Genomic DNA, 23927 nt, shown 5'->3' with positions numbered 1-23927 from the left:
GCACTGAAGGGCGGAAACCCTCCAACACTTAGCACTCATCGTTTACGGCGTGGACTACCAGGGTATCTAATCCTGTTTGCTCCCCACGCTTTCGAGCCTCAGCGTCAGTTACAGACCAGAGAGCCGCCTTCGCCACTGGTGTTCCTCCATATATCTACGCATTTCACCGCTACACATGGAATTCCACTCTCCTCTTCTGCACTCAAGTCTCCCAGTTTCCAATGACCCTCCCCGGTTGAGCCGGGGGCTTTCACATCAGACTTAAGAAACCGCCTGCGCTCGCTTTACGCCCAATAAATCCGGACAACGCTTGCCACCTACGTATTACCGCGGCTGCTGGCACGTAGTTAGCCGTGGCTTTCTGGTTAGATACCGTCAGGGGACGTTCAGTTACTAACGTCCTTGTTCTTCTCTAACAACAGAGTTTTACGATCCGAAAACCTTCTTCACTCACGCGGCGTTGCTCGGTCAGACTTTCGTCCATTGCCGAAGATTCCCTACTGCTGCCTCCCGTAGGAGTCTGGGCCGTGTCTCAGTCCCAGTGTGGCCGATCACCCTCTCAGGTCGGCTATGCATCGTGGCCTTGGTGAGCCGTTACCTCACCAACTAGCTAATGCACCGCGGGTCCATCCATCAGCGACACCCGAAAGCGCCTTTCACTCTTATGCCATGCGGCATAAACTGTTATGCGGTATTAGCACCTGTTTCCAAGTGTTATCCCCCTCTGATGGGTAGGTTACCCACGTGTTACTCACCCGTCCGCCACTCCTCTTTCCAATTGAGTGCAAGCACTCGGGAGGAAAGAAGCGTTCGACTTGCATGTATTAGGCACGCCGCCAGCGTTCGTCCTGAGCCAGGATCAAACTCTCATAATAAAAGTTAGAACAATCTTGCGATTGTTAAGCTCAATTTGTTTGCTAGCATATTGCTTGCTTGTTAAAAATGTTTGTTGTCTTGAATTGAATCAAGACGCCCTACACATTTGGTTCGTCTATTCTTTGTTCAGTTTTCAAAGGTCTACGTTACCTCGCAGCAACTTTTATATCATAACAAACTTTCGTTTGAATGTCAAGAACTTTTTTAAAAAAGTTTTTTAAGTTGTTTTGCTCGGTTGTTGTTGTCTGTTGTGACAACTTCTATATCTTATCATCTCGCTTGTTATTTGTCAACAACTTTTTTGTTGTTTTTTCAAACTTTTTTCGAGAGATTCGAAATCAAGAATTGTTATTTAATTATTGATTTCTGAATCGCTCAGCTGTGTGACTCGCCTTGCGACATGTAATAATATACCAAGATTTCAAGCATTGGTCAATCATTATTTTCACTTTTTTTGAACTTTTTTTCAATACCGATTATTCTTCCTTATCCGATTAGATAAAGTTCGTTTTTTTATCAGATTACCCATTCTTTTTATTACTCATCTTCGATTTTTTTAGAAAAAAAGAATTGGTTTCAATTGTTTTTTATTTAATTTTTTGCGAATACAAAAAAAAGATGCCCTTAAGGCATCTTTTTTTATCTCATTGTTGGGAATAATAATACATCACGAATTGATTGGGCATCGGTTAATAACATAACTAGTCGATCAATCCCAATACCTAATCCTCCGGTTGGTGGCAAGCCATATTCTAAGGCTTCGATGAAATCTTCATCTACTCCGTGTGCTTCATCATTTCCTTGTTCCCGTTCTTTTTCTTGTTCTTCAAAACGTTCACGTTGGTCAATTGGATCATTTAATTCTGTAAATGCATTAGCAAACTCTTTTCCGATAATAAATAGTTCAAAGCGGTCAGTGAAACGACCATCTTCTGGATTTTTCTTCGCTAATGGTGAAACAGCGACTGGGTGACCATAAATAAATGTTGGTTGTTGCAATGTATCTTCTACAAATGTTTCGAAAAATTCATTAATGATATGACCGACTGTCATGGCATCTGTAATTTCAACATTATGTTCTTTAGCCAACGCACGGGCTTCTTCTATCGTCATCTCTTGCCAAAAATCTACGCCCGTTTGTTCTTTGACCGCATCTACCATGTGTAGACGTTTGAAAGGACTGCCTAAATCAACCGCTTGACCATCGTACGTGATATCAGTAGTTCCTAAGACTTTTTCCGCAGCATTACGAATAATTCCCTCTGTTAAATCCATCACATCTTGATAATCAGTATAAGCGGTATAAGCTTCTAGCATTGTAAATTCTGGGTTATGAGTGGTATCGATTCCTTCATTACGGAAGACACGACCAATTTCATATACTTTTTCCATGCCACCGACAATTAAACGTTTTAAATGTAACTCTAGGGCAATGCGTAAGTATAAGTCCATATCTAATGCATTATGGTGTGTGATAAATGGACGAGCAGCAGCTCCTCCTGCTTCGTTATGCAAGACAGGCGTTTCTACTTCGACATAGCCATTGCCATCTAGATAACGACGGATTTCGCTAATAATTTGACTGCGTTTCATGAAACGATCAAAGCTTTCTTTGTTACTGATTAAATCCAAATAGCGTTGACGATAGCGTTGTTCCACATTCGTTAATCCATGGTATTTATCTGGCAATGGACGCAAAGCTTTAGTTAATAACGTAATTGTTTGAGCTTTAACAGTAACTTCCCCCGTATTGGTTTTCATTACTTGACCTGTCACACCAAAGAAGTCGCCTAAGTCAGCATGTTTAAATAGTTCATAGGCTTCGTCTCCAACTTGGTCCTTCCGAACATAAATTTGAATTTGGCCTTCACGGTCTTGCAAATGGGCGAAACCAGCTTTTCCTTTACCACGTTTTGTCATCATACGTCCAGCAACGCTGACTTCTGTATTCATTTCACTAAGTTCTTCTTTTGTATGATTATCATATTGTTCATGAAGTTCTGCTGAATTATGAGTGCGATCGAAACGTTTACCGAAAGGATCAATCCCTTCTTCACGTAAAGCTTCCATTTTTTCGCGGCGCACGAGCATTTGATCATTTAAATCCTCTAAATGCGCTTGTTGTTCTTCTGCCACTGTTGTTCCTCCATTCTTGATTTTAACCTATCCTAATAATGCCACAGTAATTCGAAAAAAAGCAAGCCGAATTTTACTTTCGGCTTGAATTTTTTATTCTTCTATAGTAGTTACAGCAACTTTGGAAATCTTCTCTACAAAGGCATCCAGTAAATCGACAACTGCTTGTTGTGTTTCAACTTGGTTAATCGCAACTTTGACTTTGGCCGCTCGCGAGATTCCTTTTAGATAGTAAGAAGCATGTTGGCGAAACTCACGGACCGCAATTTTTTCACCTTTTAAATCCACTAATCGTTGTAAATGAACTTTTGCAATATTGATTTTTTCAGCTGGTGAAGGCTCAGGCATCAATTCGCCCGTTTCCAAGTATTCTTTCGTCCGTTGAATCATCCAAGGATTGCCCAAAGCAGCTCGACCAATCATCACACCATCCGCTCCAACATATTCTAACATGCGTTTAGCATCTTCAGGCGTTTTGACATCGCCATTTCCCATAAAAGGAATGGTTAAATGCTTTTTCACTTCCTTTAAAACGTCCCAGTTGGCTGTCCCTTCGTACATTTGGACACGTGTTCGACCATGCATAGCAATTGCCGAAGCCCCTGCTTGTTCGGCAGCCAAAGCGTTGTCTACAGCATATAGATGATCTTCATCCCAGCCTGTTCGCATTTTTACAGTGACAGGCAAAGAAACTGCCGAAGAGACTGCGTGAACCATCTCATGCACTTTATTCGGATCTAGCAACCATTTCGCACCAGCTTCAGCTTTAATTATTTTATTGACAGGACAACCCATGTTAATATCAATAATCGCCGCTTGCGTATTTTCTTCAACAAACTTAGCAGCTTCCACTAATGTTTCTTTATCTCCACCAAAAATTTGTACACTTAAAGGATATTCCCGCTCATCAATATATAGCATTTCTAAGGTTTTTTTGTTTCTTAATTTAATTCCCTTATCACTAATCATTTCACAAACGACTAATCCTGCGCCAAATTCTTTTACAGTCACACGAAAAGCGGCGTTACTAATACCCGCCATCGGAGCTACGACAACACGGTTGGGGATTTCAACGTCTCCAATTTTCCACATAGTCTTTCCTCCTACTTTTGTTTCGTATTGCGAATCGCTTCATCGCGAAGTTCAATTAATTCTTCTTCACTATAGTGATATTTATTGTTACAGAATTGACAAACTGCTTCTGCTCCATGATCTTCATCAATCATCGCATTTAATTCATCGATCCCAACAGCAATCAAAGCGGTCGCAAATTTTTCTTTGGAACAGTCACATTTAAATTGTACAGGCATTTTTTCTAAAATTTCTACTTCGTCTTCTCCCAATAAGCGATACAAGACTTGTTCAGGTGTTTCTCCATTTTCTAGTAATTGTGAAATTGGTGGCACTTCCGCTAGACGCTGTTCAATAAAATCAATGGTACTTTCATCGGCACCTGGCATTACTTGAATCATAAAACCACCGGCTGCTTTCACAGATTCATCCGTGTCCACCAATACACCTAAACCGATAGCTGAAGGAACTTGTTCAGAGACCGCCATAAAATATGTAAAGTCTTCACCGATTTCACCAGAAACAATAGGTGTTTGTCCAGAAAAGGTTTCTTTTAATCCTAAATCTTTAATGACTGTGAAAATTCCTTCGTTACCGACAGCGCCACGTACATCAATTTTACCTGTTGCATTCAACTTTAAGCTGACATGTGGATTTTTAATGTAGCCTTTTGTTTCTCCACGGCCATTACTATCGACAATAATAGCGCCAGCTGGGCCATTTCCTTGTACTTTTACAGTTAATTTATCGTCACCTTTTAAAGTCGCTCCTAGTAAAAGGGCTCCAATCAATGTGCGCCCTAACGCTGCGGTAGAAGAACTCCATGTATCATGTCTTCTTTGCGCTTCACTAACAGTTTCAGTGGCACTGATGGCATATGCTCGAATTGAACCTTTATAACAAAGGGCTTTTACTAAATAATCTTCCATTCTTTTTCCTCTTCTCTTGGTGCTTTTTTGTCCATTAGTCAGATAATACTAGGAATCAGGTGTTTTTTCAACCAAATAATCTTCCTTCTATAGAATATCTTAATATTATAGAAGGTGCAGTATTCGTCATCTCGACAAATACTGCACCTTCTACTAATTGGTTATTTATAACGATCTTCGTAGTTATTGCGATCATATTCAGAATTGGAATCTGAATCTTTTTTCTCTTCAGATTGGACTTCTTTTTCTGTTTGTTCGCTTTCTACTTTGACTTCTTCTGCTTCATCATGTAATTCTTTTTTCGCTTCTTCAAAGTCTTGCTTTTCTTCAACTTGTTTTTGCGCTTCTTTTTCTTCTAAAGCACGTTTTGCTTCTTCGAATGTTTGCGCTTCTTTTTCACTAGGATAGTCGCTGTCAGCACCTTCAGGCATTTTACCTGTTTCAAATAATGATTTGATTGCTTTTGCATCTAATGTTTCATATTCTAATAGTTTTTCAGCGATTAGTTTATGTTGTTCACGGTGCGCTTCAATAATTTCATGCGCTTTTGTATGAGCATCCATTAAGATACGACGAACTTCCTGATCGATTTCAAACGCCACTTGTTCTGAGTAAGCTTTTGTTTGACCATAATCACGACCGACAAAGACTTGATGGTTTCCTTCATATTGAACAGGTCCTAATTTGTCACTCATTCCATATTCCGTTACCATGCTACGGGCAATCCCTGTTGCTTGTTCAAAGTCATTTGAAGCCCCTGTTGATTGAACGCCAAAGATAATTTCTTCTGCTGTACGTCCACCAAGTAAGCCAACGATTTGTTCAAACATATCTTCTTTAGTCATTAAGAATTGATCTTCTTTTGGTAAAGCAATCATATAACCGCCTGCGCGACCACGAGGGATAATTGTTACTTTATGGACAACACGGGCACGGCTTAAGACTAAACCAACGATTGTGTGTCCCGCTTCATGGTAAGCCACCATTTCGCGTTCTTTTTTATTAATCACGCGATCTTTTTTAGCTGGACCAGCAATTACGCGATCTTCGGCTTCATCCACATCAGAAGCATCAATTTTTTTCTTGTTACGACGAGCGGCAACTAAGGCTGCTTCGTTTAAGACATTTTCTAAATCAGCACCAGCAAAACCTGGTGTTTGTTGTGCAACAACTTTCAAATCAACGTCATCAGCTAACGGTTTGTTTTTCGCATGAACACGTAAAATCGCTTCACGACCTTTGACATCTGGACGTCCTACCAAGATTTGGCGGTCAAAACGACCTGGACGTAACAACGCTGGGTCTAACACGTCTGAACGGTTCGTTGCAGCAATTACGATAACTCCTTCATTGCCATCAAAACCATCCATCTCAACTAATAATTGGTTAAGGGTTTGTTCACGTTCGTCGTGTCCGCCACCCATACCAGCACCACGTTGACGACCAACTGCATCGATTTCATCGATAAAGATAATCGCAGGCGCGTTTTTCTTCGCTGTTTCAAATAAATCCCGGACACGGCTAGCACCGACCCCGACAAACATTTCAACGAAATCTGAACCTGAGATTGAGTAAAATGGCACACCTGCTTCACCTGCTACGGCTTTAGCAAGTAACGTTTTACCAGTCCCTGGAGGTCCTTCTAATAGTACGCCCGCAGGAATCCGTGCGCCTAATTCAGCGAAACGACGTGGATCTTTTAAGAATTCCACTACTTCAACTAATTCTTGTTTTTCTTCTTCCGCACCAGCTACATCTGAGAAGCGGACACGGTTAGCTTTTTTATCGGCTTCTTTGGCTTTTGATTTACCGAAGTTCATCACACGGCCACCGCCGCCACCGCCACCGCCTTGTTGGCTCATCATCATGTAGAAGAAGAAGAAAATAATCACTAATGGTAAGAAACTAAACAACAGTGACAACCAAGCGCCACTTGTTGATTGTTCTTTGACAACTAGCTTCACCTTGTTATTTTGTGCCGCATCTTGAATGCCAGCTAAGGTTGTATCACTAGGTAAAACGGTTGTTGTGAAGCCTTTTGACGACGCTTGCGTTGAGCCCCACAATGACAGACCACCTGTGTCTTTCACTTCTTGTTTTTCTTTATACTGACCTTCAATCCGGTAAACCCCATTGGTTGGTTGAATGGTCATGTCTTTGACTTTTCCGTCTTCCAATTGTTGTTGGAAGGTTGAGTAATCGATGTCTGGCGATTGTTGGTTGTTATTTCCAAAAATGAAATAGACAACCATGACCATGGCAAGTACTACTAAGACGTAGTATAAACCATTTTTCATGCCATTATTCTTTTTGTTCATGCCTGTCCTCCTTATGCTCATCATTACAATTCATGTTATTCTTTTATCAATCCTGACCTTTACATTGTAACACAATTAATTCCTTGATAGATATTAATTTGATTCGTAAACTTCAGGTTTTAAAACGCCAATATAAGGCAAGTTGCGGTACGTTTCTGCATAGTCTAATCCGTAACCGACCACAAACTCATTGGGCACATCAAACCCTACGTAGTCAGCTTTAATGTCTACTACACGGCCTTCTGGTTTATCTAATAAGGTAACAATTTTCACAGATGCAGCTTTACGGTATCTAAACAAATCTACTAAATACGCTAATGTACGACCACTATCGATGATATCTTCTACGATTAAAATATGTCTACCTTCGACATTTGTGTCCAAGTCTTTGACAATTTTTACTTCGCCTGAAGAAACTGTCGCGTTGCCGTAGCTAGATACATCCATAAAGTCCAATTCTAAATAAGTATTGATTTCACGAGTCAAATCAGCCATAAATGGTACTGCACCTTTTAAAATACCGACCACTAAAGGATTTTTCCCTTGATATTCTTCTGTCAGTTGCTTGCCAAGCTCTGCAGACTTCGCAAGAATTTCTTCTTTGGAGATTAGGACTTTCTCAATATCTTTTTCTATCATAGTGCGCTCCTTTCAGCATTACTCCTTTGTCTTAAAAAGGAGTCTGTAGTGTATTTTATCAGTTTCTAAAGGAATACTCAAATAGGAATTTGCAAATTTTGGTACCCAAATGATTTCCTCTTGCTCATCCGTAATGACCCAAGCACTCTCTCTCGCTTCATTTGGCACTTTTTGATCAATAAAAACTCTGCTTAATTTTTTCGTAAACCCTGGTTTTAATGTAATCCGATCACCACTTTGGCGATGACGAACGGTCAAAGGTGTGGCTGTGGTCAACGGGATCGCTAACAACTGACCCGTCCACTGATTAATCTCTTCAGGAAGAGGAAACGGTTTGTCTGTCGCAATTAATCCTAGCCACTCGGTTTCCGATAAATAAATCCCCGCGCCAGGTACTAATAAATGTGTAACTTCTTCTCGCAGTGCAACCTGTTTTTGTTCTAAGCACAGCCAATCGTAACTTTTAGCTAGTTGCCATTGCTGTTCTAACATAACCGAGCCTTGCGGTTGGCGTTCATCATTCAAAACTTTTAAAATTTGTGTCATCTGGCGTTGGTTTAACGAAACCCCTAATGGCACTAATGTTTTTTGGAAAAACGCGGTTAAAAAGAAGTGCTGGTACGCAGGCGTTTCTTTTAATAATCTCTTCAAAGGAATGCGCCAGCCTTGTTTGGTTGGTTCTACGGCTTCAGATAATTGAGGCTCAATTTGTTCTTGAATAAATTCTTGGGCAAAACGTTGTTCATTACTAAAAGAAGCAATCTGATCTAAGAATTGCGGATTTTCCTGCTTTAATAGCGGCAAAACCTGATTACGGAGCCGATTTCTCAAATATTCATTGGTTTGGTTCGTTTCATCCTCAAAATAAACGAATGCTTGGCGCTGTGCAAATTGATACAATTCTTCTTTTGGATAAATAAGTAACGGACGAATCAATTCCCCTGTCGCAAAAGGACGTCTCTCTTTAATGCCTGCGGAATGGGAAAAATTAGTTCCTCGAATCAGCTTCATTAAAATCGTTTCCGCTTGATCGTCTAGATGATGTGCCGTCATTAAGACCGCCGCACCTTCAATTTCCATGACTTCTTTAAAAAATTCATAACGAAATGTGCGCGCTTTTGCTTCTAAATTTCGTTGCTTTTCAGGGTCTTCCCAACGTGTTTCATAATACGTTAGCTCTCGCTGCTGACAATAGGTAGCGAGATATTGCGCTTCCTGTGCCGACGCTTCTCGCAATTGATGATTGACGTGTGCAACAACCAATTGTAATTGTTCTTTTTCTGCCACCTGTTCCATTAACGTCAAAAGGGCCATGGAGTCTACACCACCAGAAACGGCGACCACGATTGTTTGATGCGGTTGCCAAAATCCTTGTTCTTTTCCTCGTTTATAAAACTGCCAAAACATTGTTCGCCCTTCTTTCTTCCTTAGAATAAAAGAGGAACCGAGAAATAACCCATTCGTTATCCCCAGTCCCCCTATTTGTTTGTGCTTAGCCGCGACGTCCGCCACGTCCGCCACGTTTGCCTTCAGTATTACGTTTTAATGAAGATAAACGGTCATCACTATCTTTCAAGAAAGAGCTCATCAATGAGTCAAAATCTTGTTTATTGTTATTGTTATTTGCTTGTGGTTTATTGAAAGGCTTTTTGCCCCCTGCGCGTGGATTACGGTCACGATTCTCATAATTGTTTTCACGACGTTGAAATTCACGTTTTGGTTGTTGCCCTTCTGCTGGCTCTTGCGCTTTACGGATCGATAAGCCAATTTTGCCGTCGTCACCAACTGAGGTTACTTTCACTGTTACTTCGTCACCTACTGTTAATACATCATGAATATCTTTAACGAATCCATTAGACACTTCACTGATGTGTACTAACCCAGTTTTTCCTTCTCCTAAATCAATAAATGCACCAAAGTTAGTAATCCCTGACACTTTTCCTGGCAATTTAGCTCCTACTTCGATTGACATAAAAAAATTGTTCCTCCTATTTTTTCCCTAATTATAATTGCAGTTTATTCAGCTGAAGACTTAGTTGTTTCAGTTGAAGACTGTGATTGACTATTTTTTTCTGAACTGCTCTTGCTTTCTTCCGCTCCAGAAGTCTGTGTTTTTTTCATTTGTTCTGGTGTGGGATAAATCTGTTCGCCTTCTTTTGAGAGAAGGAAACGGCTACGTGCTAATTTTGCCACATAATCATCATCTTTTAACAAAGCAACGTCTTTTTTTAGATCCTTGACCTTCTTATCAACTGCTACGGATTCAGCAATTGCGTCTGCTCGTTCTTGTTTGAAAGCACCTAAGCGATGATAATCTTTCATCAATTGGATGCCAGAAAAGGCAAAAATAATGAAGGCCACGAGAAAAATCGCTGCCAAGCGTCTGCGTCTAAAAATCAATTGTTTCTGTTGTTTTTGGAATTCGACATACTGTTCTTTCGTGTAGTCATTTTCCAATGCCGCAACTTTCTTCGAGTTTTTTTCATTCTTTCCCATCGTCTCGCTCCACTCGCTTTGGATTGTCCGTTTTATTATACCAACATCTAAGAACCTTGTCTAATGTTAATTTCAGAGAAGTTAAAGAAAATCAAGCTTTTTTCTAAAATATTCTTTGCTTTTGAAATAACAGTGGTTGATTTATTAATTTTTTTCAAAAGCGGCGCGTCTGTTTCATTAAAACGCTGAAAGGATGAAGCGCTTGGAATATTCATCTTTTCAATGAACTTGCCAAGCGTTCCATCCTCACCTGTTTATTCTTCAGAGACACGTGTTTCTGATTTTATTTCATACATTTTTGTGGCATCTTCTTTTTTCGTAGAGTCATTCAGTTGCAGGACTTCTACTTCTAAAATTCTGTTCCCAAATTGAATTTTGACAAGGTCACCAATCTTCACAGTACTAGAAGATTTGGCTAAGACTCCGTTGATTTGAATCCGACCTTTATCAGCGACTTCTTTGGCAACTGTTCTTCTTTTAATAATGCGAGAAACTTTTAAAAATTTATCTAACCGCATCACATTCACCTCTTTTATTTTTTTTGTCTCATCCGTAAAATTTTTGCGCCATACGGTAAACTTAACCATTCACGTATCGTAAATAATTCTAACTTAATGATGGTGCTAATAAAAACTGTACCACCCACTGCAACACCTAAAACTGTAACGAAAAACGCTTGACTTCGGTGATGCACACCTTGGAACAAGATGGAGATAATTCCTTGATAGACCAGTAATGACAGCATCATGATTGCTAAACTAAGCAACAGTTTTTTCAAAAAGCTTCGTTCTCGAACAAAACAATTAATCGCTGCATCCGATTGTCGGACTAAAACGAATAACGTCGCTAGTAACCCAAGAATAGTAGACCAACTAGCACCTAATGTTCCCCAACGAATGGTGAAAAAGCCTGTTGTCAGTAACTTCACTAATAAGCCCACACCAGCTGCCACTAAAGGACCTTTAAAACGATTGCGACTTTGTTCAATACTTTGGTAGGCCTGAATAATGGCCATAAAAGCGATGGATAAAACATACACCCCTAAAACATCATTTCCTTTATAATCTTTAAAAAGTGTAAAGTTCATGTACGGCAATAACATCATCAGACCAATCGAAGCCGCCGATGCCAAGGTTGTGGTAAGACGCAAAAAGATTTTTGCAACTTGTAAAAATTGTTGACGGTCTTTTTTCATAAAATATTTTGTCAAACCTGGTAAAAAGGTCGAGCTTAAAGCTAAAGCAATTACCAATCCTAATTGAACTAGTGGTTGTCCTCTATCATAGACCCCTTTGTCCACTTTCGCAGCTAAATCAGAGAGCCCGAAAAGCATGAGAGCATTTTTTACTTTAAAGGAATCAATTAATTGAAATAGAATCAGAAAAGCACTATATAAAGAGACCAAACCACCCTCAATCATTAAACGTTTAAATAGTCCTGTGGTTTGAGGCATAATCTTCCATTGATGCAAGTATTCCGTACTTCCACTAAGAATTTTTCGATTGTAGTACCATAAGACAAGTACCGCTAAGACACCGCCAGCCAACGCACCACTCATGGCCACCGTCCCCGTTTGGTAAATGGAGCCACCAAAGTAATGATAGGACAACGCAGCTACTAGAATAACCCCAACACGCACAAACTGTTCCATCACCTGTGAAATACCACTAGGCACCATCAACAAATGTCCTTGAAAATTCCCACGATAGAAGGAAAGAATTGGAACGAGTAAAAAGGTAAAGGAAACAACTTCCATTAATGGTTGGAGTGCAGCATCCCCCATACTAATAGCAATTTCTTGACTACCAAAGAAAAAGAAGGCCCAACAAGCAATCGCTAACCATAACACATAGGGATATAGTTGGCGCAACACTTGTTTTTGACTCCGAATATCTGGTTGTTCAGCAACAATTTTGGAAATAAATTGCGGTAAGCCTGACAATGCTAATGTCATCGCAATCCCATAGATTGGATAAACTTGCTGATACACGTAAAATCCTTCATCCCCTACAAAGTTCTGAAAAGGAACGCGATAAAACGCACTCAACACTTTTGCAATGAAGGAAGCAACGGTTAACACAACGGCACCTTGCATCATTCGTTGCATTTCTTTTTGTGCCATCTTCTAGGCCTCCTTTTAAAGGGAATCCGTTTCTTGCGAATGTTTGTATTTTTCTTGTCGCAATGCGGTTGTAAAAGTAGCAATTTCTTGAATCCAAACAGCTTCTTTACAATCTTTCGGCAACTTCAAGGAAATAGTCATTTGTTCTTTCTCAACTGCTAGATCCGCTTTTAAGCTGGTGGCCGATAACGCTTCAAACAACTGCTCCACAGAGTATGTTTTTGTGCCAATTTTACTTAACACAAACTTGACTTTTTGGTCGCGTTTACGAATACTTTCTAACAAGGCACGGTCGCCATCCATTTTGATACGGCCAGTGGTTAATAAATGCGCCACTTCGTCAGGATACTCTCCAAAGCGGTCTAACAAGTCCGCTTCTAATTCTTCGTACATATCCATATTTTCTAATTGACGAATCCGTTTATAAATTTCAATTTTTTGTCGTTCGTCTGTAATGTACGTTCCTGGAATATAAGCATCAATGCCCAAATCAATTTCAACAGACGTTTTTTGGTCTTGGATATTTTTCCCTTGTTTACGAGCAACTGCCTCAGATAACATCTGTGAGTACATATCAAACCCAACCGAATCAATGAAGCCATGTTGTTGGGCACCAAGAAGGTTTCCGGCCCCTCGAATGGAAAGGTCACGCATCGCAATTTTGAACCCAGAACCTAATTCCGTAAAGTCTTTAATTGCTTCTAAACGTTTCTCACTAACTTCGTTTAGGATTTTTTGCTGTTCGTACATAAAATAAGCATAGGCCACTCGATTGCTACGCCCCACACGACCACGTAATTGATACAACGTAGATAAGCCCATGTAGTCCGCATTTTCTACAAACAAGGTATTAGCATTAGGAATATCTACTCCTGTTTCAATAATTGTTGTAGTGACTAATATATCATATTGTCCTTCAATAAAATCAAACAAAGTATTCTCGAGCTGTACTTCTGTCATTTGACCATGTGCATACGCAATTCGTGCATCTGGAACTAGTGCTTGTAACTCTTCAACTTTTCGTTCAATCGTATCTACTCGATTGTATAAATAAAAGACTTGACCATCTCGGGCCATTTCTCGCTCAATCGCTTCCCGAATCGCCCCAGGATTATTTTCCATGACATACGTTTGGATCGGATAACGATTCTCTGGTGGGGTTTCGATGACGGATAAATCACGGACACCTAACATCGACATATGAAGGGTCCTTGGGATTGGCGTTGCTGTTAACGTCAAGACATCCACTTGTGAACGCAATTGTTTTAGTCGTTCTTTATGTTTCACTCCAAACCGTTGTTCCTCATCAATAACCAACAAGCCTAAATCACTAAAATTAATATCTTGCGACAATAAACGATGGGTACCAATCACAATATCTACTTGGCCATGTTTAATTTTTTCAATTGTTTCATTTTGCTGTTTTTTCGTGCGGAAACGACTTAATAAACCAATTTCTACAGGAAAGCCCTCAAACCGCTCTTGAATCGTTTCGTAATGTTGTTGCGCTAAAATAGTTGTTGGCACTAAAAAGGCAACCTGTTTATTGTTGCTAACAGCTTTGAAAGCCGCTCGTAAAGCCACTTCTGTTTTACCAAACCCTACATCGCCAACTAACAAACGATCCATTGGTCGAGATTTTTCCATGTCGTGTTTAATTTCGGCAGCACTACGTAATTGATCATCTGTTTCAGAATACGGAAAAGCCTCTTCAAATTCTTTTTGATACGCATCATCTGGCGGAAAAGCATAGCCTTTTTCCGACTCTCTTGTCGCATAAAGTAAGATTAAATCATCCGCGATATCTTCAATTTTCGAAGCAACTTTTCGTTTAGTTTTCGTCCATTCACTGCCGCCTAGCTTGTTAATTTTCGGCGTTTTAGACTCGGAAGCAACGAACTTTTGAATCAAGTTCAATTGTGTTACTGGAATAAATAACTTGTCATCATTTTGGTACAAGATAGTCATGTAATCTTGATGAACCCCATCAACTTCTAAGGTTTCCATACCAATATATTTACCAATCCCGTGATTCGCATGAACAACATAATCGCCCGTTTTTAAGTCGCTGTAACTTTTCAAACGTTCCGCATTAGAGATTGTTTGACGACGTGCCCGTTTTTTGGTCGTTGTATGAAAAATTTCTTTTTCCGTAATCGCCACGAGCTTGTTTTTAGGTAATTCAAACCCTGTTTGTAATGCCCCTTGGACAATTTGGACATGCCCATCTAACAACTGATCCCAATTGCTTACTACGCTAGGTATGTCAAAGTCCTGAAATAGCTCTTCGACTTTTTGAATCCGTTCTTTCGTAGGAACAAAAACAACGACCGTTTGGTTTTGCTTTTGCCAACGGTCCACTTCCGCTTTTAGCAACGGCATTTGACCGAAGAATTGTTGCATTGAACGATATTGGAAATTATGGACTTCTTGGAAACGAAGATTCCCCATTCCTTTTTGAAAAAGTGAAAAGAAGGTCGTATTTCGTGCAGTTTTTCGCAATTGATCATGAAAGTCTACGCCAAAAGTTTGTTCAGAAAACACGCGCATTTCTTCAATTTTCAGGGTTTGCCATTTCGCTTCCTCTCTAGCGATTTCTCGCTCCGTTTCCATCATACGAGAATAATCATCCACAAAAAGCAAACTATTTTCTGGTAAATAATCTAACAGCGTAGTTTTTTGTTGGTACAGAAAATCTGTATAATAGTGAGCATTTTCTGTAGGAATCCCTTGTTCCCAAAAAGACAGCAACTGACCAAAATATTCTTCTAAAAAATCGGTCTCCGTTTGATCTTTAGCTGTCGCTAAACGTTTTTCTAGAGCATCTTGTAACCTCGTCATGCCATGATTCATATCTGCCTTTGAGAATACTAAATCAGTCATTGGTGAAATCGTTACTTCTTCAAGATTTTCTAATGAGCGTTGAGTATCCGCTTCAAAATAACGGATTGAGTCAATTTCAACATCAAACAGTTCCACCCGAACAGGGTATTCGGCATTTAGCGGATAGACATCAACAATGCTTCCGCGAATACTAAATTCGCCAGGCTTTCCGACCATCGATTGGCGTTCATAGCCCATTAACACTAAGCGTTGCGCGAGGATTTCAGGTTCTACTTCTGTCCCGATTTCCCAATGAAGTTGCGCATTTTGCCACGTTTCTTTCGTTGGCAAATATTTTCGTAGTCCAGCTACTGGTACGACCACGATTCCTGCATTCGCTGTCATCAGGAAATTTAACGCACTCACTCGATCTGCGCGCGCTTCTGGTGAAGAAAAGGCCATTTCGGCGGATAACACTTCATCTACTGGAAATAGATGAACTTGTTCTGAAGGTAAAATATTTAAAAAATCATCTACTAATTGATTGGCATAGTATAGGTTTGGTACCGCAATAACAATTTTTTGATGCGTCTTTTGTAAAGCGCCTGCCATCAGTAATGTTTTAGCAGAGCCTGATAACCCAGTAATTAGTTGGCGCGTTCCTGTTGTCATTAGTTGACTGCGCCATGATTTAGCAATTTCTGTTTGGCTAATTCGTTCGATAATATTCAAACAAGGGCCCTCCTTTCTGCTATTTTCCATTAAATTGATTCATTGTTTCAACAAACGTATGTCCTTCACATGCATATAAAGCGGCATCGGCTGCTTTTTTTACAGCAAGTAACATCTCTTCGTGTGTTTCTTTGGGAAAAGTACTTAGTACATGGTGGATAACTGTATCATTTTTTGAGGGCCGACCAATGCCAATTTTAATTCTAGGAAAGACATTTGTTCCTAAATGGGCAATCAGACTTTTTATCCCATTGTGGCCGCCAGCACTACCTTTTTGCCGTAAACGAATTTTACCGACCTCTAAGTCTAAGTCATCATAAATAACAATCAAGTCTTCCTCATCTACCCCAAAGTAGGTCAACAGCGGCCCAACAGAGCGACCTGATTCATTCATAAATGTTAATGGTTTCACTAACAATACTTTCTCAGTCCCTATAAAAAACTCTGCAATATCTGCTTCAAAATTACTATTATTAAACGAAACATTTTGCCGATACGCAATTTCATCTAGCGTAATAAAGCCAATGTTGTGTTTTGTTTCTTTGTATTTACTACCGGGATTTCCCAGTCCTACGATTACTTTCATCTTTCATTCTCCTTGGATTATAAGCTTGCCAACACAAAATGGCTGGGAAGCGTATGCGCTACCCAGTTTTATTCATTATACCATAGAAATAAAAAAACTCGCAGTCTTTGAAGATTAAGAAAGATGTAAAAAAATTTTTTAGAAATTTAAATATGCGCAAGATAGTGAAATTACGCACATGTAAGAGCTACCATTTTGAAACAGGTCTGAAAACTGTATCATTTTTACAATCAAAGTTCGTGACATTTTTTACAAACCATGTTACTATCACTTTAGCAACAGGAAATAAAAACTCGTTGCTCACGAAAAAGAATGTAGAGGAAGGAATGGTACACATGACTGCAGCCGCAGGGAATAAAGATCACCAAAAAGTAATTTTAGTCGGGGACGGTGCCGTAGGTTCTAGCTATGCCTTTGCTTTAGTAACTCAGAATATTGCTCAAGAAGTTGGGATTATTGATATTAATGTACCAAAAACTGAAGGAGACGCGTTGGACTTATCTCACGCATTAGCATTTACTTCTCCTAAAAAAATCTATGCTGCTACTTATGACGATTGCCATGATGCAGACTTAGTTGTCTTAACAGCTGGTGCGCCTCAAAAACCAGGCGAAACTCGTTTAGACTTAGTTCATAAAAACTTGAAAATTAATAAAGAAATCGTTACAACAATTGTTGATTCTGGTTTCAACGGTATCTTCTTAGTTGCCGCAAACCCAGTTGATATTTTGACTTATTCAACTTGGAAATTCTCTGGCTTCCCGAAAGAACGAGTAATCGGTTCAGGAACTTCACTAGATTCTGCTCGTTTCCGTCAAGCAATTGCCGAATTAGTTGATGTTGATGCACGAAATGTCCATGCCTACATCTTAGGGGAACACGGAGATACAGAATTCCCAGTTTGGTCACATGCGAATGTCGCTGGCTTACAAATTTACGAATGGGTGAAAAATAATCCTGACGTCGATGAAGAAGCAATGGTTAATTTATTCTTCAACGTACGCGACGCTGCTTACACAATCATCGAGAAAAAAGGAGCTACTTTCTATGGAATCGCGGTGGCACTAGCGCGTATCACTAAAGCTATCCTAAACGATGAAAACTCTGTGTTACCATTATCTGTTTATTTAGAAGGTGAATATGGTCAAAACGATATTTATATCGGTGCACCAGCGATCATCAACCGCCAAGGAGTTAAACAAGTCATTGAAATTCCATTAACAGATGCTGAACAAGAAAAAATGGAAGCTTCTGCTTCTGCATTAAAAGAAGTTATTGAAACAGCTTTTGCTAAATTTGAAGCAGAAGAAGCAAAATAACTCCTTCTATAATAGTCGAAAATTGAAAATAACCAAGAGTGACCACTATTGTTACTCCGCTTTAAAGCCTGGTACAAAAATCCAAAGTGATTTTTGCACCAGGCTTTACTTTTAATCTGTTTTACTTTACTCATCACTCAACTTTTTAAAAAATTATTGTTTTGTTTAGCTCGAAAAATAACAATAACCAAAAATAAGTTTGTTATCTAAAATTCACTACACTACTTAATACAGTCCATCTGCTTCTTCTTTTGTCACAATGTAAATATTTTTCATTTGCGTATAAGCATCTAGCATTGATTTATGCGTTTCTCGACCAATTCCTGATTTTTTATAACCGCCAAATGGCGCGCCCGCAGGCAATTGATTGTATGTGTTGACCCACATCCGACCTGTCCGTACACCACGAGCAACCCGTAATGCCACATTGATATCTTGAGAAAAGACGGCACCACCTAGACCATATTCAGAATCATTAGCTAAACGAATGACTTCTTCTTCCGTTTCAAATTTAATCACTGTTGCAACAGGACCAAAGATTTCTTCTTGGGCCACGCACATTGTATTCGTGCCGTTCGCTAATAACGTAGGTGCTAAAAATGCCCCCTTGTCTAGCCCATTTTCTGTTAAACGTTGCCCACCAGTAATCAGTGTAGCTCCTTCCTTCACACCAATTTCGACATATTTTAAAATTTCTTCCAATTGATGCTCATTGATCTGAGCGCCCATTTCAACATCTTTTTCCCACGGGAAACCAACGTTCACTTGTTCAAACTTTTCCTTTAAAGCTTCTACAAATTGATCATAAATACCTGACTGAACGAACACACGAGACCCAGCACAACAAACTTGCCCTTGATTGAATAAAATCCCTAACTGCACGCCTTCTAATGCACGTTCCCAATTGGCATCTTCAAAAATAATGTTGGCTGATTTTCCGCCAAGTTCTAAAGTGGCTGGAATTAGGCGGTCGGCCGCAGCTTTAGCGACAGTGTACCCCACCTCTGTTGAGCCTGTAAAAGCTAGCTTATCAAACCCTGGATGTGCCAACATATAATTTCCTGAATCAGAACCACGACCGGTGATTAAATTCACTACTCCTTTCGGCAAGACTTGATCAAAAATCTTAAACAATTCCAACAGACTTAATGATGTGCTCGAGGATGGATGAATCACAACCGTATTACCTGCTGCCAACGCTGGCGCTAATTTCCAAGCGCCCATTAATAAGGGGAAATTCCACGGAATAATTTGACCCACAACACCAATGGGTTCTTTCACAACAATGAATAACGTATCCTTATCAAATTCTTTGACAGACCCTTCTTCTCCACGAATCACACTAGCAAAATACCGAAAATGGTCTGCACTGGCAGGGACATCAATTGATTGCGTTTCCCGAAGCGGTTTTCCATTATCTAAAGTCTCCACCATAGCCAAATGTTCTTGATTTTCTTCAATCAAATCAGCAATTTTCAATAAAAGATTGCTTCTTGTTACAACATCAACATCTTTCCATGTCTGAAACGCTTCTTGGGCTGCTTCTACAGCTCGATCCACATCTGCATTTGTGGCATCTACAAATTCTGCTAATTTTTCACCATTACTAGGATTGTAACTAGCAATCATTTTGTTACCACTACCTGTTGTCCACTCTCCATTAATATACAATTGATAGCTACTGGCAACTACTTGATTTATTTCTTTTTTACTCATTTACCCACCTCTTTTTTTATTTTTGTATCCGCTTACAATTATAAGACATCTTCCACCTAAAAGTAAATGATTCTACCTAAAAAAAATATAGCTCTCAGCGACTGTTGCTAACTCATCCCGACCTGAAATCTCCTGGCAATATCTGAATGTATTAAACTTTATTGGAGAGAACTTTTGCCACAAAAAAAGCTAGCACTGAAGAATTAAAATTGCTTCTTCAGTGCTAGCTTTGATTTTTCCAACTCATTCGTTCTTATTGACAAAGAGCTGATTTTTTTATTTATCTTTTGGAACGATATAGTTCATTAAATGTGTTTCATCGGCTGAGATTGTACGTGTCGAAACAACGTTTAATCCCTTCACGTTCATTTCAGAAATTAAGATGCTACCATCTTTAAAGACTTTTTCCACAAATGCGACATGACCATAAGTATTGTCTGCGCCTAAAACGCCAGCTGGGAAGGAAACCGCTGCGCCTGCTTTTGGTGTACGACTTACTTTGTACCCGCGTGCACGACCTGTTTCGCCCCAATCTTGACCATTCCCCATTGTTAAGTCCACACGTTTACCTAATTGCGTAATACGGTTGTAGACATATTGTGTACAGTTGCCCCAAGCATAACTATTAAAGGTGTCATAGTTTTTGCCATTATAGGCTGGGAAATTTGATTCCATTGGTTCAACGGTTGCTTTTTCTTTATCATAATAAGTTAAATCGTATGTTTTAATTAACGCATTTAATTTCTTATGGTAATCTTTGTCCGTTGCGTATTTTCCTGTTAGGAAACGTGTCGCTTCTTTGTATGATTTGGCTTCCGTTTTCCAGACACCATGATAGAAATCTTTATTGGAATCTAAACCATTTTTCAATAATTTCGCATAATCTTCCATTGATTCTTTATACGTTGGATATTGACGGAATTTTGCTTCTACTGTGTATAGGTTACCGAAACCATTGTCTTCATAGGTAATAAAAGAAACAGATTGACCTTTGTAATCGCCTTTAATACCAAACAAATTGTAGTTTGGTTTCTGGCTTAATTTACTATTGCCGCTGCCACTTTCTAAAATTGCTTGAGCAATCATCACACTAGCATATAAGTTTTTGTCCTTGGCCACTTTCCGAGCAGATTCACCGATTTCTTGAATAAACTCTTCTGTCTTCTTCGTTTTGCTGACCGTAAACGTCTCATCGTCTTCCACTAACCCAACCGTTTCATTTGTAACCGGTGGGACTATTTCGGGCTGCGGTGTTGACGCTGCTGGTTGTTCTACTGGCTTTTCAGCTGGCGCTGTTGGTGTCACTGGTTTCGCCGGCTGTTTTGATTCAGAAGTACTCGTGCCAGGTTTTGGCTGTTCTTTAGAAGAACTTGGTGTAGTCGTCGGCGTGGTACTTGATTCAGTTGTACTTGTTGACGTAGAATCTGTGGTTGACTCTGTTGTACTCGTCGAGGCGGAGTCAGTAGTCGATTCTGTCGTACTTGTGGATGTAGAATCCGTTGTGGAATCTGTCGTTTCGGTTCCTGACGTTTCCGTGGACTCCGTGGTTGCAGATTCACTTGATTCGGTTGAACTTTCTGTTTCAGTTGTTGATTCTTCTGTCGCTTCTGTTGTTTCACTAGTCGCTGTCGTTTCAGTGGCTTCAGCAGTTGTTGCTTCTGCGGTTGTTTCTGCAACAGAACTATTTTCAGCTACCAAGTTATTACCTTCTGCAAATGCACCTACTGGCATTGATGAACCTAAAAGTAATAAGGTAGAGAACAGGGCAAATTGTTTTTTCATACTCATTCTCCTTTTTTATTTTTCTCCATTTATTTTTATGTACCAACATAATAATTGACATAGTTATTGTTTAAATGGCTCCTTTTTTAATAGTATACTGTTTCATAAAAAATTTCTAGCAAAAAGTTAAAAAAATAGAAGAAAATTCACAAATTCTTCTATCTTTTTTTGGTAATTTTCTAAGAAAAAAAAGAAAGGGCTTGAACAAACATCAACGTCCTCTCTTTTTCTCGTTATCCTTCAAACAAAATACTTTTTTTTCGAAGCGCCTCTTTGATTTCTTGGAAAGTTTCTTCGTCTGCACAGCGAATAGTATGCAGATGGACGCCTCCTGTTAAAACTGATAGTAATGTAGCATGCTCTTTTTGATACTTGTCCATAAATTTATCAATATCTTTCTCTGATTGAATGCGCAAACTGCCGATTAATTCCCCATAAAGCGGATGTGCAATACTCACATCTACCACTTCTCCACCTTTGGCAACAATGACTGACAATTCTTCTCTCGTTTGTTCAGGTGTATGTTGACAAGCAATTTTCCGTTCAATTCCTTCTAAAGGTTGTTCCAACATATACCCTCGAGCTGTTGCGACAATTTCGACCCCTGTCGCCCGTAATAGAGCGACATCTCCTACAATAATTTGTCTGCTGACATCAAAAGCTTTTGCAAAACGAGTGGCACTAATTGGCTTTTCGGTCTCTCTTAATCTTTTAACAATCTCTCTTCTTCTGATTTCTCCATCCACGACCTTCGCCTCACTCTCCTAAATGTTTTTCTTGGAAACGTTTAGAGGCGTCCATAATTCCCTGGAAAGTCTCAGATAATGTCTCTTCATAATCGGCATTTTCAACATGATTCAGAATAGTTTCTAATACTTGTTGTTCTCTTTCAGAATCAAAAACCGCATGACCTGCTTTCTTTTTCACTGCAGCAATCTCTGCGACGACGTCCATCCGCTGTTCTAATAAACGGACCAGTTCCTTATCGATTTGGTTAATCTTTGCTCGTTGTTGTTCTAAAGAAGTTGTTGGGGCGTCATCTTCAGTCAATTCTTTAATTATCCGTGCTGGATTACCTGCGATCACACAGTTTTCTGGGAACGATTTAGTCACAACAGCACCTGCTGCCACCACTACATTATCGCCTAATGTTACGCCAGGAAGGACAATCGCTCCACCGCCAATCCAAACATTGTTGCCAATGATAATTCGTTTCCCTGATTCCATTCCGCTATTACGCTTGGCCGCTTGTAATGGATGCTCGGCTGTATAAAGTTGCACATTGGGTCCAAACATACAGTTATCGCCAATTTCGATTGGACAAACATCTAAAAAAACGTTATTAAAATTGGCATAGAAATTTTTTCCCACAGAAATGTTGTAGCCATAATCAAATTGAATCATCGGTTCGATGTACGTCCCGACACCCACTTTTCCAAACGTTTCTTCTATTAATTGACGACGAATATATGTGTCTGGTTGTTGGTTAATTAACGCCATTTGTTCACGGGCTTTTTTGCGATCAGCCACTAATTCAGGATCTGAGGCAAAATATAGTGCACCTGCGATCATTTTTTCTTTTTCTGATTTAAATTCTTCCATTCCGTTACTCCTTTATCGTTAATTCTGCAAATATCGTTTCGGCTTTCGCTTCTAAAAAATAATAAGGTTGTTGTAAAAATAGCGGCGTTTGATTAATGGCTAAAATAGCTGCCGTTGGTTGTTTATAATGAATCAAATCGCAAAATGGATGCACTTGAAAACTCGTGCCGACAATCACGATTAAGTCGGCAGAAGCAACGGCCTGAATGGCTTTTTCGATTGCCTCTTCGGATAAGCCTTCTTCATACAAAGTAATAGCTGGACGGATTTGTCCATGACAATCAGCGTGCCGATCACTAAGCAAATAGTCTTGCCAAGGAACCGTTGTACCACAAGTTTGGCAATAACATTCATATAAATTACCATGAAAGTCCACCACTTCTTGGCTACCTGCTTTTCGATGAAGCCCATCAATATTTTGTGAAACAATTTTTCCCCGTTTCATTTGCTCTAATTGTGCCATTTTCTGGTGAATGATATTAGGTTGTGCGTCTGGATGATAGAGCGTTTTAACGAATTGATAAAACTTTTCTGGCTCTGTTTTTAAGCAAGTCCGGCTCAATAAGTATTCCGGTTGCTGGATTCCTTGATAGACACCTTTTAAGGAACGATAATCTGGCACACCTGAGGCTGTCGAGATACCCGCACCTGTTAAAAATGTGATTTTTTGTTGGGTTGCCAACCAATGAATTGCCTCAGCTTGCGTGATATCTTGCATATCGATTCAGCTCCTAATCTTCTATATTATAACGTATTTTAACATTAGCACCAAAAGTTTTT

The 23927-nt window shown here is 39.6% G+C and carries 18 protein-coding genes and 1 rRNA gene (1 of these 19 running past the window's edge); 1 reads left to right on the top strand and 18 read right to left on the bottom strand.

Translation table 11 applies throughout. The annotated features are described in order from the left end of the window. From IGJ90_RS01035 to pth, 13 genes are all read right to left on the bottom strand, one after another. Positions 1-875 (bottom strand): 16S ribosomal RNA (locus tag IGJ90_RS01035); it reaches 686 nt to the left of the window's first position. Positions 876-1515: 640 nt separating this feature from the next. Then, a complete protein-coding gene (gene lysS / locus IGJ90_RS01030; protein ID WP_002359372.1) occupies positions 1516-3012 on the bottom strand; it encodes a lysine--tRNA ligase in 1497 nt (498 codons plus the stop codon). Between the two features lie 93 nt (positions 3013-3105). Beyond that, on the bottom strand, positions 3106-4104 hold the full coding sequence (gene dusB, locus IGJ90_RS01025; protein WP_002356263.1) for a tRNA dihydrouridine synthase DusB: 999 nt from the start codon (positions 4102-4104) through the stop codon (positions 3106-3108). An 11-nt stretch (positions 4105-4115) separates the two neighbouring features. Continuing rightward, complete coding sequence (gene hslO / locus IGJ90_RS01020) at positions 4116-5012, bottom strand: Hsp33 family molecular chaperone HslO (RefSeq protein WP_002359370.1); 897 nt, start codon at positions 5010-5012, stop codon at positions 4116-4118. 161 nt (positions 5013-5173) lie between these two features. Further along, positions 5174-7330 (bottom strand): ATP-dependent zinc metalloprotease FtsH, encoded by a 2157-nt coding sequence (gene ftsH / locus IGJ90_RS01015; RefSeq protein WP_002363441.1) that lies wholly within the window; start codon positions 7328-7330, stop codon positions 5174-5176. Between the two features lie 93 nt (positions 7331-7423). Next, positions 7424-7969: a hypoxanthine phosphoribosyltransferase gene (gene hpt / locus IGJ90_RS01010; protein ID WP_002356260.1), complete on the bottom strand. Its 546-nt coding sequence runs from the start codon at positions 7967-7969 to the stop codon at positions 7424-7426. An 18-nt stretch (positions 7970-7987) separates the two neighbouring features. Further along, positions 7988-9376, bottom strand: a complete 1389-nt coding sequence (gene tilS, locus IGJ90_RS01005; protein ID WP_002367649.1) for a tRNA lysidine(34) synthetase TilS — start codon at positions 9374-9376, stop codon at positions 7988-7990. An 85-nt stretch (positions 9377-9461) separates the two neighbouring features. After that, entirely contained in the window at positions 9462-9941 is a 480-nt protein-coding gene (locus IGJ90_RS01000) for a S1 domain-containing RNA-binding protein (protein WP_002356258.1), read from the bottom strand. 44 nt (positions 9942-9985) lie between these two features. Next, positions 9986-10465, bottom strand: a complete 480-nt coding sequence (locus IGJ90_RS00995; RefSeq protein ID WP_002356257.1) for an FtsB family cell division protein — start codon at positions 10463-10465, stop codon at positions 9986-9988. A 254-nt stretch (positions 10466-10719) separates the two neighbouring features. Next, on the bottom strand, positions 10720-10983 hold the full coding sequence (locus tag IGJ90_RS00990; RefSeq protein ID WP_002356255.1) for an RNA-binding S4 domain-containing protein: 264 nt from the start codon (positions 10981-10983) through the stop codon (positions 10720-10722). Positions 10984-10997: 14 nt separating this feature from the next. Then, positions 10998-12587: a putative polysaccharide biosynthesis protein gene (locus tag IGJ90_RS00985; protein ID WP_002367647.1), complete on the bottom strand. Its 1590-nt coding sequence runs from the start codon at positions 12585-12587 to the stop codon at positions 10998-11000. 15 nt (positions 12588-12602) lie between these two features. Further along, the gene (gene mfd, locus IGJ90_RS00980) at positions 12603-16142 is read right to left on the bottom strand and encodes a transcription-repair coupling factor (RefSeq protein WP_438767431.1); all 3540 of its coding nucleotides are present in this window, start codon (positions 16140-16142) and stop codon (positions 12603-12605) included. A gap of 19 nt (positions 16143-16161) precedes the next feature. Then, positions 16162-16728 (bottom strand): aminoacyl-tRNA hydrolase, encoded by a 567-nt coding sequence (gene pth / locus IGJ90_RS00975; protein WP_002361556.1) that lies wholly within the window; start codon positions 16726-16728, stop codon positions 16162-16164. A 335-nt stretch (positions 16729-17063) separates the two neighbouring features. On the opposite strand from pth, the gene IGJ90_RS00970 reads away from it, so the two are divergent. Beyond that, a complete protein-coding gene (locus IGJ90_RS00970) occupies positions 17064-18047 on the top strand; it encodes an L-lactate dehydrogenase (RefSeq protein WP_002356251.1) in 984 nt (327 codons plus the stop codon). Positions 18048-18272: 225 nt separating this feature from the next. On the opposite strand, the gene IGJ90_RS00965 is transcribed toward IGJ90_RS00970, so the two are convergent. From IGJ90_RS00965 to IGJ90_RS00945, 5 genes are all read right to left on the bottom strand, one after another. Further along, positions 18273-19763, bottom strand: coding sequence for an aldehyde dehydrogenase family protein (locus IGJ90_RS00965; RefSeq protein ID WP_438767429.1), 1491 nt, complete (start codon positions 19761-19763; stop codon positions 18273-18275). Between the two features lie 276 nt (positions 19764-20039). Further along, complete coding sequence (locus IGJ90_RS00960) at positions 20040-21551, bottom strand: glucosaminidase domain-containing protein (protein ID WP_142961143.1); 1512 nt, start codon at positions 21549-21551, stop codon at positions 20040-20042. A gap of 227 nt (positions 21552-21778) precedes the next feature. Further along, entirely contained in the window at positions 21779-22291 is a 513-nt protein-coding gene (locus IGJ90_RS00955) for a transcription repressor NadR (RefSeq protein WP_002356248.1), read from the bottom strand. 10 nt (positions 22292-22301) lie between these two features. Further along, positions 22302-23147, bottom strand: a complete 846-nt coding sequence (locus IGJ90_RS00950; protein ID WP_010823379.1) for a chorismate mutase — start codon at positions 23145-23147, stop codon at positions 22302-22304. 4 nt (positions 23148-23151) lie between these two features. Next, positions 23152-23865 (bottom strand): NAD-dependent protein deacylase, encoded by a 714-nt coding sequence (locus tag IGJ90_RS00945; RefSeq protein ID WP_002408256.1) that lies wholly within the window; start codon positions 23863-23865, stop codon positions 23152-23154. Between the last annotated feature and the right edge of the window lie 62 nt (positions 23866-23927).

Source organism: Enterococcus sp. AZ129, from assembly GCF_051714505.1.
GTDB lineage: Bacteria > Bacillota > Bacilli > Lactobacillales > Enterococcaceae > Enterococcus > Enterococcus faecalis.
The sequence above is the reverse complement of the archived record's forward strand: the minus strand, read 5'-3'. Positions and strand labels throughout refer to the sequence as shown.

What these genes read in the sequence shown, in the direction of transcription:
- IGJ90_RS00995 (WP_002356257.1), bottom strand. Translation starts at nt 10,465, where the DNA reads ATGGGAAAGAATGAAAAAAACTCGAAGAAAGTTGCGGCATTGGAAAAT.
- IGJ90_RS00970 (WP_002356251.1), top strand. Translation starts at nt 17,064, where the DNA reads ATGACTGCAGCCGCAGGGAATAAAGATCACCAAAAAGTAATTTTAGTC.
- IGJ90_RS00950 (WP_010823379.1), bottom strand. Translation starts at nt 23,147, where the DNA reads ATGGAAGAATTTAAATCAGAAAAAGAAAAAATGATCGCAGGTGCACTA.
- IGJ90_RS00965 (WP_438767429.1), bottom strand. Translation starts at nt 19,763, where the DNA reads ATGAGTAAAAAAGAAATAAATCAAGTAGTTGCCAGTAGCTATCAATTG.
- tilS (WP_002367649.1), bottom strand. Translation starts at nt 9,376, where the DNA reads ATGTTTTGGCAGTTTTATAAACGAGGAAAAGAACAAGGATTTTGGCAA.
- dusB (WP_002356263.1), bottom strand. Translation starts at nt 4,104, where the DNA reads ATGTGGAAAATTGGAGACGTTGAAATCCCCAACCGTGTTGTCGTAGCT.
- IGJ90_RS01000 (WP_002356258.1), bottom strand. Translation starts at nt 9,941, where the DNA reads ATGTCAATCGAAGTAGGAGCTAAATTGCCAGGAAAAGTGTCAGGGATT.
- IGJ90_RS00960 (WP_142961143.1), bottom strand. Translation starts at nt 21,551, where the DNA reads ATGAGTATGAAAAAACAATTTGCCCTGTTCTCTACCTTATTACTTTTA.
- IGJ90_RS00945 (WP_002408256.1), bottom strand. Translation starts at nt 23,865, where the DNA reads ATGCAAGATATCACGCAAGCTGAGGCAATTCATTGGTTGGCAACCCAA.
- IGJ90_RS00985 (WP_002367647.1), bottom strand. Translation starts at nt 12,587, where the DNA reads ATGGCACAAAAAGAAATGCAACGAATGATGCAAGGTGCCGTTGTGTTA.
- ftsH (WP_002363441.1), bottom strand. Translation starts at nt 7,330, where the DNA reads ATGAACAAAAAGAATAATGGCATGAAAAATGGTTTATACTACGTCTTA.
- IGJ90_RS00990 (WP_002356255.1), bottom strand. Translation starts at nt 10,983, where the DNA reads ATGCGGTTAGATAAATTTTTAAAAGTTTCTCGCATTATTAAAAGAAGA.
- pth (WP_002361556.1), bottom strand. Translation starts at nt 16,728, where the DNA reads ATGAAAGTAATCGTAGGACTGGGAAATCCCGGTAGTAAATACAAAGAA.
- hslO (WP_002359370.1), bottom strand. Translation starts at nt 5,012, where the DNA reads ATGGAAGATTATTTAGTAAAAGCCCTTTGTTATAAAGGTTCAATTCGA.
- hpt (WP_002356260.1), bottom strand. Translation starts at nt 7,969, where the DNA reads ATGATAGAAAAAGATATTGAGAAAGTCCTAATCTCCAAAGAAGAAATT.